The following is a 15,972-nucleotide window of genomic DNA, read 5'->3' as shown; positions in this document are numbered from 1 at the left end:
CCGGCTTCGACCGACAGCTTCGACGTGCTCCTCACCTGAGACCAGATGCTGAGTGAACCAGCGGATCGCTGGGACGTATACGAAGAGCAGCTCGTTTGCGTCGACGCGCCGGACCCGTCGCCGGTCGCGACCTCAAAGCCTTGCCAACGCTCCCTGTCATCGCGGTTACGTCGCGGCTCGATATTCTGCCGACTTGGCTTGCAACATCGGCAAATCTCAGGGTTGCACTCGTCGCCGTAACGACTGAACCGTAGTTGCAAAGATCCGGCAAAGATCCGGCGTTGAGCCGCCGAGCTGAAATGGAGGGCCGGGGATATCTTTGCTCTATCTTCTGCACTTTGCTTCTGCTGCGACCCCAAGCTTACTCTTGTAGTGCGCCCGACATGACATTCGGCCGCCTCCTTGGAGCACTCTGTTTCGGCCATGCGCTGGGGCTTTGAATGCGTCCCAGCGTGGTGACGCGTCTTGCAACTCTGTGCAATCGGGAGAGTTCGCGAGAGAGACCTAGCCATGGAGCCCGAACACTTTATCAGGCATCTTTCCTAATGCGTGTTCCGCCCGTTTCAGACTGTGAGGCTTACATTGTAGTCGGTCAGGAAATCGTTGAGGGTCAGGATATGCTCCACCCAACCGATCTTGTCGGTCGCGCTGAGCAAAGCGCGGGAGCCATCGACGGAGAGCAGTGGTGCCACTGCCGCATTCCGGTCATTCAGGAGCGTGGTGAACCGAGCGCGCACCATTCTGTCGTAGATCGGATCCTGGATAGCTGGATACCCGCTCTTAACGCGCTGGACCACCGACTGCGGCAGCAGGTCCGCGGTCGCGGCCCGCAGCAGACTCTTCTCGCGCTTGTCGAACGTCTTGTGCGACCAGGGGCAGCCGAACACGTATTCAACGAGGCGGTGGTCGCAGTAGGGGACCCGTACCTCGAGACCCAACGCCATGCTCATCCGATCCTTGCGGTCGAGCAGCCTCGGCAGGAAGTGCGTTAGAGAGAGGTAGCAGACCTCTCTCATGCGACGCTCGTGGGGATCGGCCGAGGCCGGCCCGGTCAGGGCGGGTACTTCCGCAAGTGCCCTGCGGTACTGCTCGTCGAGGTAACCGGGAAGGTCGAGTTTCTCGAGCAGGCCGGGATCTAGATACTGCCAGCCGGCATCGACGTCCAACCAGGGAAATGTCTCGGCCTGAACGTGCGCGGGATCGTGGAAGAACCGGTAGCCGCCGAAAACCTCGTCGGCCGACTCCCCGGACAGGACCACCGTCGAGTGTTGCCGGATGGCCCGGAACAGCAGATAGAGCGAGCTGTCTTTGTCGCCCAAAGTGAACGGTAGATCGCGCGCGTGGAGGGTGCTGGCCCGCACGTCAGGGTCCATGACTTCGTCCGCGGACAAGGTGATATCCATGTGGTCCGTAAAGACGAACTTCGCAACCTCCTGCACGTACGGCCCGTCGGGTGTGGTGTGCCTCGGGTGGGCGGTAAAGTTCTCGGTGTAGCCGACGAAGTCGAGGGCGAAGGACCGGATTCGTTCGCCGTTAAAGCGCGCGGCCAGTGCGGTCAAAACGGAGGAGTCCAGCCCGCCCGACAAGAGCGTGCCTAGCGGCACGTCGGCGACGAGCTGCCGCTGGACCGTGTCCTCGAGCAGCTCGCGGACGCGCCGAACTGTGGTAGGCACGTCGTCGGTGTGCCCGCTGTCGGTGAGCTGCCAATAGGTCATCTGCTGGATGCCGTCGCGGGTCACGCGGACGATGTGGCCGGGCCGTACCTCACGCATACCACGGAACACGGAGTTGTACGGGTCGGCGACGCAACAGAGGGTGCGACGAAGCCCGTCGGCGTCCAAGGCCCGTTCCGCGAGACCATTGGCGAGGATCGCCTTTGGCTCCGAGCCGAACAACACTCCATGCTGGGTGGGATAGTAGTAAAGCGGCTTGATGCCGAGCCGGTCGCGTATGAGAAGCAGTTCGCGCTTGGCGGTGTCCCAGAGTGCGTAGGCGAACATCCCGTTGAGTTCGCTCACCGCAGTGCAGGGGTCCCGTCGGCCCCACTCGCGGTGGGCGTGCAGCACCACCTCGGTGTCACTGCTCGTGTCGAACCGATGGCCGAGGGCGACGAGCCGTTGACGCAGCTCGCGATAGTTGTAAGTCTCGCCGCCGTAGACGAGCACCAAGGCGGGTTGGCCGTCCTCCTCGAGCGTCATTGGCTGGCGGCCGCCCTGGATGTCGATGACCGCAAGGCGGCGGTGTCCCAGTGCCGCATTCCCGTCGATCCAAGTCCCCTCGTCGTCCGGACCACGATAGGCCATGGTGGTCGTCATGTCGGCAAGCTCCCTTCGCGCGTCGGGACTTCTTAGGTCACGATCGAAATCAATCCATCCACAGATGCCACACATATTTTCGCTCCTTCCCTAGGTAGCTTGTTGCGCAACTTCGGGGGTTCAGGGGCATCGAAGCCCGGAACACGTGATAGTCTTCAAGGGCGGCACATCGACTCGAGTTGGCTCGACCAATCGGGACGGGTTTCCGACACGCTGCCCTGTGCCGTATCCGACGTCGACGGCGATTATGGGTGTGCAAATGTCGGGCAGAGCGTCGACGAGGTTTTGGACCACCCCGGCCGGATAGCCCGGCCGCGCCGATTGGTAGTAGGCGGCAGGCCTGTATAGATAGCCCAATTGGCGGATGCCTCGTGGGGCCTGCTCGAAATTGGTCCCATGTCTTGAACTCCTTCTACTGGTGGGAAGTGCTAGGATTGGTCTGAGATGCGCTGATTTCCGTTTTTATCAAAGACTGGCGCATAAGATCTCTGACATACAGCGCATGTAACCCGACGCCGGGGATGTCAAAAGCCTTGCCCAAGGCTCGAAACCCATTTCCGAGATAAACCGCTTCAACTGACGTGCGCCCATAGCACCAAACCCTTGTGCCGTTCCTCGCCGTCACTTCCGCCAGGCCGCCTTGCAGAAGTAGTCCGCCAATACCGCGCCTTTGTTGGTTCAGTTCGGTCGCCATGCCGCGCAACCGCCAAGTACGGCCCTCGTCTTTGCTGTCGTCCTTCATTGGTTCGATCAAAAACGAAACCACCGACACAAGCTGGCGGCACCGGAACGCCCCCATGTGAAAAAAGTCGGACGCCGGATGGAACGGGAATTCCCAGCTAGGGATACCGGGACGCAGCACTCTCCTTCTTAGGTTTGTTCCTTCCTCTAGAGGGATGAGCCGTAAGTCGATTTTAGCGCTCGGAGTGTGTGGCGAGCTTGCTTCGAGGTTTTCGCAAGGCATGATGCTGCTCCACGATCTTCTTTCTCTTCGGCTCCTAATTTATTTGTTAAGACGGAATGTATTGCGAAACAATTTTCAGCGCGTGCTCCAGCAATTCCATTGTCTCCGGGTTGCCGATACCAACTCGGATCGCCTCAGGAGGCTCAAAGGTTTGAGATGCATATGAGTTACTGGCTGCGACCTGCACGCCATCGCTCTTAATGGCGTCCGCCAATTCCCGACTGGATGGGCCTTCGGTTAAGGGAAACCATACGTGAAGGCAGCCAGGATCCGTGACATAACGGCAATTGCGAAGGACTTGTTCGAGAAGTCTGTGTCGGCTGCGTAGCTCGTTCTTCACGGCCGTTAGGATCACCTGATCGTCGCCTCGGCGAATGAAACCGGACATCAAGGCAGCGCTCATCGGCGTTGCCATCCAATAGGTCGCACGAACTCCCGGCCAGAACACGCGGGCAGCTTCGTTCGCCGTAGGGGCGACGAGATATGCCAATTTCAGCCCGGCTGCGAAACTTTTCGCAGTCCCCAAGAGATACCAGGATATTTCCGGCACCATTGCCGAGATCGGCGTCAAGGGCACCGGGCTTAGAAGGCTATATACATCATCCTCAATGATCTTGACGCAATAGCGCCTAGCGATCTCCGCGATATGCGCGCGGCGCCCCAAAGACATCGTAATGGTTGTAGGGTTTTGATAGGTCGTCAAAAGATATATAGCGGCGGGGTTTGCTTCCTTGCAAACATCCTCGAACGCATTCGGCTCAACGCCGTCGACATCGATGGGCACGTCAATCACCGGAATTCCGTAGCGCTCGGCAAAAGTTCGTACCGGCGGATAGGTCATTTGTTCTACTACAAGCGCTCGACCTTTAGGGATAATCCCGGGGAGGATCATATGAATGGCCGCTTGTGTACTATGGGTCAAAACAACCCGGCGCGCATCCGGTTGTGTTCCTAGTCGGCGGCCCGTGAAGTCCGCGCCTCTCGACCGATCCTCGTCGGTGCCTATCCAGCGATGTGTTTTTACAAGGCTGGAAGGCGACATTGTCAGAAATAGTTCTTCAAGAACATTCTTGAAGATTTGATCGAAAGTTTGGGGAACAGGAGGGGGATGGTTGAGATTAAGCCGGATCAATCCATTGTCCTCGACACACCTGTCGACCAACAATCCAGATTGAACATCTATCTTATTCATTTTCTAGACCTCCCATCGTCTTCCATGCTCACCAGTTTTCATCATTGCCGCATAGGTGAGTCAGACTCTCTCATGCCAAACAGCAGAGATCGCGATCGCGAGGACTGTTGCGATCGGAATTGCCCGGCCCCGGTATCGCAGGCACCTTAACCGCGCCAGTCACGTGCAGCATGGCGAGGCCTATGAAGGCGATCGCGAAGATGTCGGAAACGACGCAACCGGGAAAACTGGCTGCGCCATCAGCAGGATCGCGAACAACGGACGAGCTGGCGCGGTCCCTGTCCGGAAAGGAGAGAAATTCGATACGCTAACATACCGGTTTCCTATCTGTTGTTGCTAAGTTCAGCCTGCAGAACCCCCGCCGCCAGGGGCTGGACTGCCGTCAAGCCCCTTTGGCGCGAAGATCCTTTTTCGGTGATCAGAAGATCCGCCTCGCTGAATGCGCTCTCTCGGTCGACGAGGATTGGAATTTCCGCCGCGTCCGCCATCCGTTCCATGACCTCGACCACCTGGGTCCAAGAGGCCCGAGGCGGAGGAGATCGAGGGGCCGGACTCCCAAAGCGTCTTGAAGCCAGCCCGCTGCGCGATCGCCGCGGAGAGCGCATCATGAGCTTCCATAAGGAATGTGACGGTCGGTGACGGATGCAAATGAGGTCACGAAGCGTAGATATACCTTCGCTTGCACCCGGATTTCGCAGGCGGCGTTTTTCCGATAGTATGCGCACCTGACGCGGATCTGACATGCTGCTTCCTCCCTTCGTTCCATAATCGTGATTCAACCGGTCAGCTGCTCCCTGTCGCCTTTCTAGGAGGAAGCCTCAAAAGTCGTGCCAACTGGCAGGGAAAACCTCAGAAGAGTGTTCTCCATATTTATCAATGACCTGAATGATGGTGGGAGCAGGAGCCAAGCCGAACAACCGTGTCGCTCACTCGACAAACCCGGCAGTAGTGTCGGTTTCCTGCCGTCTTCCATTGCCTGTTCTACAAGGGATGGATCGTGTTGGCAGCGGCGGGGGTAAAAATCCGCGAGGGAAAGCGGGTCGTCTGTCCGGTCTTCCTTCCGAAGGGCGAGGCGCTGCATTCTGCAGCTCGCTCAGGGAGGTCGAATCCTACTTTCGCCGGGCGGGTCAACGAAATCTATGGGCGGCGACGGTAGTGCTTTGGCTTTCATCTCCTGGTGCAGGATGTAAAGGCCACTGCCGATGAGGACGAGCGACCCGACAAAGGCCCACAGGTCTGGTATATCACCCCAGATAAAAAAACTGAGCGCAACGCCCCATATCATGCCAGTATACTGGAACGGCACCACAATCGATGGCGTCGCCATGCGATAGGCCTGGGCCGACATAAGAGTGCCGACGCCACCAAGGAGCCCGACCAGGACAAGAAGACCGCCGTCCGACCACCCCGGCATGATCCAGACGAAAGGCATTTGAACGCCAGTTGCGGCTATGACAACAACGTTGCCGTAAAAGATCATCGCAACGTTGCTCTCGGTGCGACTGTAAAGGCGGACCAGAACCATCGACAGAGCGTACGCAGCGGTAGCAACAAACGCTATGGCGCCCCCGCCGAAAGCGCCATTGACGCCCGGTCGGATCATGATAAGGACGCCAGCAAAGCCTACAAGCACCGCCAGCCAGCGCTTTAAGCCCACACTCTCGTTCAGAATTGGGACCGACATGGCAGTAATAAACATTGGCGCGGCAAAGCTGATGGCGTACGCGGCGCCCAACGGCATCATCGCCAGGGCCCAGCACGCGCCGAACGTGCCGACTAGGCTGACAAGCCCGCGCAGCAGATGCGCGCCGACCCTGCGGGTCTTCAACGAAAGCAGTCCGGGCGGCCTCAGTAGCATGGCCAACGTCGGAACAAGCCCTAAAACGGCGCGGAAAAATACGATCTGAGCGATCGAATAGTTGGTCGACAACCATTTGATCATGGCGTCCCCCACGCAGAAGATGAACACACCGCCGGCATACATAGCGATGCCTTGCGCTGGCGACTGCGTTGGGGATATCAATCTGGGCACACCGTCCTGCGCCCTCATGGCTCACGCAACCCGCTTGTTTGCCACGGTCGGCCGACCCGACTGCTTCTTGGCCGCCGACACTCTCCTGGACCCCGGCGCCGGACATTTACCGACCGCGGTTCTACGCTGCAGCCCAGTCTTTTCGGAAACAACCGACGTTTCCTTTCGCGACAAGGATCGGAGCCTAGGACCTCGTTTGCCGACGATAGATTGAGCTCAAAAGCGCATTTTTGAAACTGGCGGCGAATCAGGGCAAAGCGCGACTGCTGACAACTTTTGCATCCAAAGATGATCGGGGAGATTCGTGCCTCCGAATTGTATTTCGTCACCATTGTACATCCTTGCTAAAACTCACAGTACGGCCCGCGTGAGCTGACCCTCTCAACTCCTTGCGTCTTGGTGCGCAATTACAATACTTTCGACGGCATCAGCGACTGGCAGCATGCAGAGACGAGCCCGCAAAAGAAGCGACTAGGAAGTGGAGAGACTACGGGGTTCGCTCTGCCGCTTACTCAACGATCAGCTGGCGAGCCGAAAGCAATTGGACCATGCTCGTTGTAAAACATGTCTCTCCAATATTTTCCTGCATCAACAGCGATTCCGTTGCGAGGCGGAAACGAAGATAGGCATCTCGCCGACTTGCGTCTCTCTCGTGCTTTCAATTGCATCAATGTTCGGCGACGATCACCTTCGGGCACTGCTGACGTTGGGTGAATTTGCAACATCGTTCAATTTGATGCAGGGTGTGGTCCCGGTTAGACCGAAATACGGCAGAGCCTGAACTGTTGCATAAACCGACTCCTTGGCGCACGTAATTCCGCAATGTCATAGGTCGCACGCAGCCGGGAACATTCGCCGATCAAGGCATCGAGATTGGTTGTATCGACATGGACTGCCTCAATGAGTGCTCTTCTTGCCACCGGCTATCCCGAGTTGAATGCCGTGCCTCTGTACGAAGCGTAAATCAACGTCAGCCTTTTTGACTCGCCTAATCTCGGACCTTGTCGTGAAGGTATCATCGTCGGCGATTTGCGGTTGTGAAGTTGTGTGAATTTATTCTAAACGGCGGTTAATGCGGCCTGCTGGATCCTGGGCGAAAGCGGTGGCGATGAAGGCTGAGATAACCCCCGGCCGCTCTTGCCGGCATGGCCAAGAACCTTCCTCATGAAGTGACGCGGCACCTCGGCTATCTAGCGCATAGCACTTGGTGACGGCCGCCTTTATGCACCGGAAGGCATCGATGGCGGCATCATCATCGAATCAGCCGTAGCTGTCTTTGGTTGACAAAAGTCCGTCGCATAAAATTGCAGACCGGAATTCAGCCTGGAAGCCGCCATCTGGTTCTGCATGGTGCCTCAACGCCAGAAGCGCCTCGTGTTAACAAAGGCGTCGTGCGCTCCCGCGGCGTCCTCAAGAAGCAGATCGGGGGCGGTGGCGAGATCGTTGAGGCTGCCGAGCTGATCCTGCAGGTCCTTTATCGCCGTGATGAACCGTCGATGGCGTTTGGCTTCCCCCTTGCTCTTGTAAAGCGGCTCGAAGTACTCCGCCGCATAGCGCGAATGGCAATCCGCGAGCAGCAGATTAAGGTTTGCCGCGACATGATCGAATGGGAAGCGTCGCACGATTGCAATCAGTGCGATCCATGTCCCCACAGATTCAGGGATTCTTGCCCCTGACAAGGGGCGTGGGTAATTACGTGGGGCAGGCCTGGTCAGAAGTCACTCACGGTCGCCGCAATCTGACACCCAGATGATTGCCGTTGGTGAATCCTACGCCCTCGGCCTCGAGAGCAGCACGGATCTTCTCCAGCGTTTCAGCGGACACGACCGAAGCACGCTCATTGTCGCTCTCACTGCGTTTTATCGTTGGAATCGAGACGCCAGCCCTGCGGGCAAGCTCCGCTTGTGAGGGACCGATCAACGCCCGGGCCGCCCGCATCTGTGCCGCTGTTACCAATTTCTATTGATCCCTTTAGATCATTTCGTTATGATCCAAAGGTATCAGTGATACGCTTGGGCCCTGTTGGTCCGGGGCGCGGCCAGACACAGTGTTGACGCACTGTGCCTAGCCTGACCAAACCTAAGCTTCTAGGAGCTCGGATCATGGCTTCTCTATTCGGCGGCTTTGGGTCAAGCGCTTTTGTCCTTTTCCGCCGTACCGTCGTCTGACATCGTTCGCGGGTTCGTGCTTCTCTTCGGGATCGGCCCATTGGCCTTCCCTTGATGGGGTCAGAGAATAAGGCGGAACAATCTGATTCGCGTCCTGGCCAGCATGGCATGACCGGTACGCCCATGATCGCGAACTCACCTCATCCATCGTCCCGCGAAGGACGTGCTTCCGCCGGTGGGCGGAACTCCCTACCTCTTCTTCCCGGCCTTCTGTCAAATGGCTGACACCATGGTGTCCCGCGTCCAGCGGAACTCGGTGTTATCCAGCCACATGCGGTGCATGACGATCGCCAAGCGACGTGCGAGCGCGACTGTCGCCTTGCGCAAGCCACTCCGCTTGGCGACGTTCATCGCCCAAGCCTTCAGCCATGACATTTCCTCACGTGCGTCAGCATGACTTGGGCCGCTTCATAGAGCAATGTTCGCATCATGCCATCGCCGCTGAGCGAGATGGATCCAACGCGCTTGCTCTCGCCAGACTCATTGAGCTTCGGTGTCAGCCCCAGGATCGACCCTACTGCCTTGGAGTTTCTGAACCGCTGTGGAATGTCGATCGTTGCGGTATACGCGAGCGCACTATGGAGCCGATACCAGGGACCGTCATCAATCGCCGGCAGGTCGCATCGTTCCTGGCTATCGCCAGCACTTGTCTGTGCAGTTGCGCAAATTCCTCGCGCAGCTCCTACCTGGCGGCCAGCAGTGGCTCCATAATCTGTTCGAGATCGGGCATGCATTCGACGAGCTCACGGATGCGCTCCTCGAACTTCGCCGTTCCCACGGCGCCAATCTTAAGACCGAAGTTGCGTAGAAGACCGCGGATATCGTTCTCTATGGCGATCGCCTTCTCCTGCAAGATCTTGCGGGCCGTCAGCAGCACCCGACGTTCAGCGTCTTGATATGCACCGGGCGGAACAGGTTGACTCGCATCATATGGGCTATGCCGCGCGCATCATTCCGATCCGTCTTGTTCGGCTGCGCCTTCAGGAATGCTTTCACATGACGTGTTTCGATGCAGATGACCGGCAGCCCGGTCCTGGCTAGCCCTTCGAATAACCACTGGGACAAGGGCCCGGCCTCGAGCCCAACCCGCTCAACGTTCCAAGTCGGTTCTGCAGCACCGCAATGAGATCGTCAGGGTGGCTGACCACCTTTACCTCACGACAGATCTTGCCGGATTCATCGACAATGCAAACGGCCGTTTCCTTCACCGAAACATCAAGGCCGATATAGTGTTTCATGCCGCGTTCCTTCCTGATGCTTGTGGCTGTGTCTTGCAGACCACGTTCTATCATCAGCTGAAGCGCAGCACCTCTGCATCACCGTCGAGGATGGGGCACAAGCCGAATACCCCATCTGATTCCGACACTACCACGACTCTGCCTATCGTCACCCGCAGGAGGGTACTTGCGGGAACGGCAATTGCAATGGCGGCGTGTCAGCCAGCAGCGTTTGCCCGCGACGATTTAGAAAAGGACCAATCGACCGATCCCGCCGTTGCGGTGTGGGGCAAATGGCAGGCGGCTTCCGAGCAGACTGAACGGCTGTGCCGTCAGCAGCAGCGCCTGGAGCGGAAGCTTGTCGAAACTGTTGGCTTCGACCATCCAGTTGTCCGATGGCGAGCGCGTGGCCGTTCATTCTCTTGAAGTCCTTCAAGAATTGCTCAGCGTTCGTCCTGCGGACGCGGCGGCCCGCGCTCAGGCTGAAGCCGACATCGCGGCCCATCAAGCGCGCTGGGATGCCGCGATAAGGAGATTGGCTATTCGGCCACGCTGCTCGCGAAGCACGAGGCTGCCGAGCGCGTGAAGGCGTTGCTAAAAGTCTTATCCGAAGCTCCCGCTACGTGCCTTGCAGGTGTGGCTGCTAAGCTTGATGCAGTGCTTAGGGAAGGGGAGGATTCGCAACACAGTGGTGAGTTTCCCTGGCCACAAATCCGCTCGGCCCGCGATGATATAGGTCGGATTAGCGGGCAGACAGAGTCGAGCTAAAGCTTCGCTGCGTTACGAACCGCGGTCCCGATCGTTCGGTGGTTTGGTGAGTTTCGCGGGGCTGTACAGCGCGAACTCTCTATCCGGATAGCTACAGATGCAGCGCACAAGGCCTCGGCAGACCCGAACATCCCCGCCTCTTCCACACGTCGGCCAAGCCTAGAGTCGGGAGCAGCCCTCACTCTGCCGATCAGCATGTCGGCAGGCAGATTGCCACAGTCCGCCTCCAGTCGGACATATCGCAGGCCGAGCTAGCCCGATCCATAGGCATCAGTTTTCAACAGCTTCAGAAATACGAGAACGCGAAGAACCGCGTGAGGGCGTCCACGCGTCGTCGACGAGCCGGAAAACCAATCTCGCACCGTTCTATTTTTCCCGCATCGTGCGGCGGATCGAGGACCTGACTAAGGGAGGTCGAGCCCAAGCGTAGTTTCGAGCCATTCCGCGAGCATTCTCGCCTGGGTTGATTCAGGTCAGCATTCCGCCTCAACCCCGCCGATCGGACAGCCCGGGTCGGCGTGATTTTCTTAATTGGAAGCGCCGCCCGCCGAGGATTAAGATGGCGGAAAGGCCACAAGCTTCGTGCAGAAGGCTGCCTCATGCCCGCATTCCATTAGCGCCACGTAGATCGTGATCATATATGGCTCGTACGCGTCCTGAACCGCCGCAGGCTTTCATCTGCTTCGCACTTCGCCATCCGGACTTGAGACAGCGCCGGGCGCATCTGGGGTGGTTATGCCACAGGCTCGGTATAGCTCTCTCGATCAATCGCAAGAATCGAGTGTTGCGTGTCCATGATTTGAAACTGCGGACCAGACGTCGCCCATTGGCCGCCGCGGGACCGTACGGAATGATACGGGAAGACTTGCAGAGATGGCCCGCAAAAAAGCTAATAAAATCAATTCGTATATGACATCCTCCGGGCCCACCAAAATTTTTCAATATCAATAACTTATGGCCAACTTCGCTTTGAGGTGGGCCAATCGAGCTTCGCTATACCCGCAGCACTCAGTTTGACTGTTCTCGCATGATGGCGATCCAAGGCCAGGGGAGGGCGATCTTGTGCCTGTTTTCTATCGTCTAATCTTGCTCCTGTTCGTCGGTCAGATTGCGTTCAGCCACACATAGCGCGGCTACCGCGACGCTGGAAGGCCTCCGACTGATAGGTGCGGCGAACGGCGGCAACGGCGTGCGAACAGGATGGTCAAACGTATGATCGAGAATGCCGCGGCGGTAATTAGGCTGGCGTGAAATGCCGGCATCTGTGAGCCAACGGTCGTCGCAGCGGCAATATCCTGTCTTGGAAGCGGGCTTTCCGCCGAACCGGAAATCATGACCCAATCCTGACCTTCCGGACCCCATTATCCTTCCAGAAACCGGACATTGGCCCAACCAGAACTCGTGACCCATGGCTGCGGTTCAGTCTCGCGATCTTGAGGGTCCGGAAAGCGTTGCGAGCCGACATTCGCTCAGGCCACCTTGGGTGTGTGTTTGCTCCGAAACGAAGACATGAATCGTAGAGTGTTACTGTCCGGCGCGCGACGATCGTGATAGGTTTCCGGGCAGCGAGGTTAGCATCATGCCGGACATCGCCTCTTGGCTGGCCCGCCTCGGGCTCGACAAGTACATTGAGGCGTTCACCGCGAACGAAGTTGATTTCGATGCGCTTCGGCATCTCACAGAAAATGACCTAAGGGAGCTGGGCCTACCCGTCGGCCCGCGTCGCAAGGTTCTGGCGGCGATTGCCGCGTTGGACGACGACACCATGTCGCCCGCGAGTTCCGTGTCCGCTCCGGTGTCAGCCGCGCTTGTACGTGAGGCCGAGCGGCGGCAGCTGACCGTGACGTTCATCGACCTCGTGGGGTCGACCGAGCTGTCACAGCGGCTCGATCCGGAGGAAATGCGCGACGTCATCCGTGCCTACCAGAGTGCGGTGTCAGCGGAGATTGCACGCTACGAGGGTTATGTTGCCAAGCTCATGGGCGATGGTGTGCTCACCTATTTCGGTTGGCCCAGGGCGCATGAAGACGATGCCGAACGGGCAGTGCGCGCGAGTCTGGCGGCAGCAGCGGCAACCGCTAGCCTGACGACGCCATCGGGCGAACCCCTTGCGGCCCGTGTTGGCATTGCCACCGGTCTCGTCGTGGTCGGCGACGTGGTTGGCGAAGGATCAGCGCGGGAAGAGGCCGTCGTCGGCGAAACGCCCAACCTTGCGGCTCGCTTGCAGGCCCTGGCCGAGCCGAACACCGTCGTGATTGCCGGCGGCACGCACAGGCTGGTCGTCGGATTGTTTGACATGATCGATCTCGGCCACCAGCAACTTAAAGGCTTCGCAACTCCCGTTCCCGCCTGGCGCATCACCGGCGAGGCAGATGCGGAAGGGCGCTTTGATGCGCTGCATGGCGTTGCAACGCCGTTGGTGGGACGATCCGAGGAACTCGAATTCCTGCTTCAACGCTGGCAGCAGGCTCGGGCAGGAAAGGGCCAAGCTATATTGTTGTCGGGTGAGCCGGGGATCGGCAAGTCGCGGCTGACTGCCGCGCTGGAGGAGCGACTGAGCGCCGAGCCGCACGCCCGGTTGCGCTACTTCTGTTCCATCTACTATACAAACAGCGCACTCTATCCCGTCACGAAGCAACTCGAGCGCGCTGCGGGACTGGGGCACAGCGACACTTCGGATACGAAGCTCGATAAGCTCGAAACTCTGTTGCGACAGGCTGTCTCCGATATTGCCGAAACGGTACCATTGATGGCGGAGCTGCTGTCAATCGACACCGCTGGCCGCTATGCGCCCCTGAAGCTGACGCCGCAGGCGCAAAAGTCACGAACGCTGAGAGCCCTGATCCAATTGCTCGAAGGATTTGCGGCGCGACAACCTGTCGTGATGATCATTGAAGATGCCCACTGGATCGACCCGACGACCAGCGAATGGCTCGACATGCTGATCGACGGTTTGCAGAACCTGCCTGTGCTTCTGATCATCACCTTCCGCCCTGAGTTCAAGCCACGGTGGACCCTGTTCTCGTATGTCACTGCGTTGTCGCTTAGCCGCCTCGATCGTGACCAAGGATCAGCGATCATCGACCGCGTGACTGGCGGCAAGTCTCTGCCAGCCGACGTCAGAAACCAGATCCTCGCCAAGACGGAAGGCGTGCCCCTGTTCGTCGAGGAACTGACGAAGACTGTTCTCGAGTCCGGCCTCCTCATCGATGAAGGCGATCACTATGTCCTGTCGGGCCAGTTGCCCTCGCTAGCGATCCCGTCAACGCTGCACGATTCTCTGATGGCCCGCCTCGACCGGCTTGCCCCGGTCAAGGAGGTGGCACAGATCGGCGCCTGCATCGGCCGTGTCTTCCAGCATCGTCTGCTGGCTGCCGTGACCGGTTACGATGATGCCCGGCTCGGGGACCTCCTGCAGCAACTTGAAAAGTCCGAACTCGTTTTTCGGCGCGGCGTCCCGCCCGAGGCGACCTACACGTTCAAGCATGCGCTCGTACAGGACACCGCGTATCAGAGCCTGCTGAAAAGCCGGCGGCAACACATCCACGCCAGCATCGCGTCAGAGCTGGACGCGCAGTTCCGCGAGATCGTCGAGGCCGAACCTGAGACGCTGGCGTACCACTACGCTGCCGGCGGCCTGCCTCAGCAAGCCGTCGACTTTTGGCTAAAGGCTGGCCAACAAGCCCTGAAACGATCGGCCCATCCTGAGGCGATTGCCAACTTAGGCAAGGGAATCGAACTGGTTGCGTCCTTGCCGGATTCAGAGAGTCGCCTGCGACAGGAGATTCATCTCCAGACGGCATTGGGCGTGACCATGATGGCAACCAGGGGCTTTGCAGCGCCGGAGGTCTTGCAGGCCTTCTCCGAAGCCCGTACGCTTTCCGAGAAACTGGGTGACACGGACCAGTTGTTCGTCGCGCTCTGTGGTGAAGCCTCGTACCACATGATTTCCGGCAATTTGCCCGCCGCTGACGAACTCGGCCTTCAGTGCCTGGATCTCGCGCGGGCATCCGGCGACCAGGCCCTACTCCTCGAGGCACATCATCGGCAATGGGCCACCAAATACTACATCGGAGACTACACTGCCGCCGAACACCATTTAGATTATGGTATCGCGACCTACGATCCCGATCGGGATCATCGCTTGACTTACATCTATACCGGACACGACCCGGGCGTCTGCTGTAGGAACTTTTCTGCGCTGATGCTTTGGCTTCGCGGTTATCCTGACCAAGCCCTTGTCCGTTGCCAAGAAGCCGTAACCTTGGCCGAACGAGTATCTCATCCCTTCACGATGGCGATGGCGCAGTCGAACTTCACCGACCTTCATCTCTTGCGGCGCGAACCCGACGAAGGGCGCCGCTATTTAGACAAATCAATCGCGCTGTCAAAGGAATTCGGCCTGCGGCGCGAGATGTTCGAGGGCAGATTCCAACTCGGCTGGGCACTCGCTGAAGAGGGGCATTTGGCGGAAGGCATCCGGGAGATGCGCGAGGGACTTGCAGCTACCACAGCGATGGGTGCGGGAGCCGGCTTGCAACACAACCTCTGTGTCCTGGCGCGGGCCTGCGGCGAGTGTGGTGGGGCAAGCGAAGGACTGCCTCTATTGGATAGGGCGTTGACTATCGTCGCAGAGTTCGGTTCGAAACATCTTGTGCCTGAGCTGTTCCGCACCAAGGGTGAACTCCTGCTGCAACAAAATCCCCCAGATGATACCGCCGAAAGCTGGTTCCGAAAGGCCCTGATCCTGGCTCGTGACCAAGGTACGAAATCGCTGGAGTTGCGGGCGGCTCTTAGCCTGGCGCGGCTGTGCCACGCTCGGGACCGAGACGGAGAGGCTCGCGACCTGCTGACTCCTGTATATGCCTGGTTTACCGAAGGTCTCGATACGCGCGACCTCGTCGAAGCAAAGGAACTACTCGATCAATTTAGATAGATGCACTCTCAGAAGGCCACCAAGATCAAACTGAGCACGCCTCGCTCTTTGTATTGTTTCGACGACAAGAACTAATCTTCGGGGCGTCTGAATAGGGTCCAAATCACCTCACATCGCCTCCGGCGGCGAACGACCGCTCTGTATCAACGAGTGGCCGTTCCTTCCGCCACAGGCGAATGGCAACAATTGGCGCAAACCGAGCCGAATGGGAGCAATTGGTTCGGCCGGACTTCGTGACGCGCTCTTCGTCGCGAGAGGGTGGAAGGCCGTCGTTCGCCTCGCTCATCGGGACAAGCAGGTTGTGCCATGAACGGACGTTCTTGGTTCACAGGTTCATTTCGCGGATGCCACAATGAAACGTGCCGCTCCGTGTGACTAGA

9 protein-coding genes and 1 pseudogene are annotated in these 15,972 nt (G+C 58.5%); 3 read left to right on the top strand and 7 right to left on the bottom strand.

What is annotated here, in order from left to right:
* Positions 1 to 563: 563 nt before the first annotated feature.
* The 7 genes and pseudogenes from asnB to AC0L3N_RS18105 form a co-directional block, all read right to left on the bottom strand.
* The gene (asnB, locus tag AC0L3N_RS18135) at positions 564 to 2,390 is read right to left on the bottom strand and encodes an asparagine synthase (glutamine-hydrolyzing) (RefSeq protein ID WP_473548898.1); all 1,827 of its coding nucleotides are present in this window, start codon (positions 2,388 to 2,390) and stop codon (positions 564 to 566) included.
* 337 nt (positions 2,391 to 2,727) lie between these two features.
* A complete protein-coding gene (locus tag AC0L3N_RS18130; protein ID WP_473548897.1) occupies positions 2,728 to 3,177 on the bottom strand; it encodes a hypothetical protein in 450 nt (149 codons plus the stop codon).
* A 148-nt stretch (positions 3,178 to 3,325) separates the two neighbouring features.
* The gene (locus AC0L3N_RS18125; protein ID WP_473548896.1) at positions 3,326 to 4,471 is read right to left on the bottom strand and encodes an aminotransferase-like domain-containing protein; all 1,146 of its coding nucleotides are present in this window, start codon (positions 4,469 to 4,471) and stop codon (positions 3,326 to 3,328) included.
* Between the two features lie 1,093 nt (positions 4,472 to 5,564).
* Complete coding sequence (locus AC0L3N_RS18120) at positions 5,565 to 6,455, bottom strand: DMT family transporter (protein ID WP_473548895.1); 891 nt, start codon at positions 6,453 to 6,455, stop codon at positions 5,565 to 5,567.
* Between the two features lie 1,403 nt (positions 6,456 to 7,858).
* Positions 7,859 to 8,125, bottom strand: coding sequence for a CHAD domain-containing protein (locus tag AC0L3N_RS18115; protein WP_473548894.1), 267 nt, complete (start codon positions 8,123 to 8,125; stop codon positions 7,859 to 7,861).
* 100 nt (positions 8,126 to 8,225) lie between these two features.
* Positions 8,226 to 8,441, bottom strand: coding sequence for a helix-turn-helix domain-containing protein (locus tag AC0L3N_RS18110; RefSeq protein ID WP_473549011.1), 216 nt, complete (start codon positions 8,439 to 8,441; stop codon positions 8,226 to 8,228).
* Positions 8,442 to 8,884: 443 nt separating this feature from the next.
* Positions 8,885 to 9,909, bottom strand: a pseudogene (locus tag AC0L3N_RS18105) (IS110 family RNA-guided transposase).
* Here AC0L3N_RS18105 and AC0L3N_RS18100 point away from each other — a divergent pair.
* The 3 genes from AC0L3N_RS18100 (at position 9,808) to AC0L3N_RS18090 (ending at position 15,592) form a co-directional block, all read left to right on the top strand.
* Positions 9,808 to 10,314: a hypothetical protein gene (locus AC0L3N_RS18100; RefSeq protein ID WP_473549021.1), complete on the top strand. Its 507-nt coding sequence runs from the start codon at positions 9,808 to 9,810 to the stop codon at positions 10,312 to 10,314. The pseudogene AC0L3N_RS18105 and the gene AC0L3N_RS18100 overlap by 102 nt on opposite strands.
* A 551-nt stretch (positions 10,315 to 10,865) precedes the next feature.
* Positions 10,866 to 11,060 (top strand): helix-turn-helix domain-containing protein, encoded by a 195-nt coding sequence (locus AC0L3N_RS18095; RefSeq protein WP_473549009.1) that lies wholly within the window; start codon positions 10,866 to 10,868, stop codon positions 11,058 to 11,060.
* A gap of 1,175 nt (positions 11,061 to 12,235) precedes the next feature.
* Entirely contained in the window at positions 12,236 to 15,592 is a 3,357-nt protein-coding gene (locus tag AC0L3N_RS18090; RefSeq protein WP_473548893.1) for an adenylate/guanylate cyclase domain-containing protein, read from the top strand.
* Positions 15,593 to 15,972 lie beyond the last annotated feature (380 nt).

Source organism: Mesorhizobium sp. WSM4807, from assembly GCF_055811615.1.
This window is presented reverse-complemented; position numbering and strand designations above follow the sequence as displayed.

Excerpts from the sequence above, each read along its gene's own strand:
- AC0L3N_RS18120 (WP_473548895.1), bottom strand. The coding sequence starts at position 6,455 with ATGTATGCCGGCGGTGTGTTCATCTTCTGCGTGGGGGACGCCATGATC.
- AC0L3N_RS18110 (WP_473549011.1), bottom strand. The coding sequence starts at position 8,441 with ATGCGGGCGGCCCGGGCGTTGATCGGTCCCTCACAAGCGGAGCTTGCC.
- AC0L3N_RS18125 (WP_473548896.1), bottom strand. The coding sequence starts at position 4,471 with ATGAATAAGATAGATGTTCAATCTGGATTGTTGGTCGACAGGTGTGTC.
- asnB (WP_473548898.1), bottom strand. The coding sequence starts at position 2,390 with ATGTGTGGCATCTGTGGATGGATTGATTTCGATCGTGACCTAAGAAGT.
- AC0L3N_RS18090 (WP_473548893.1), top strand. The coding sequence starts at position 12,236 with ATGCCGGACATCGCCTCTTGGCTGGCCCGCCTCGGGCTCGACAAGTAC.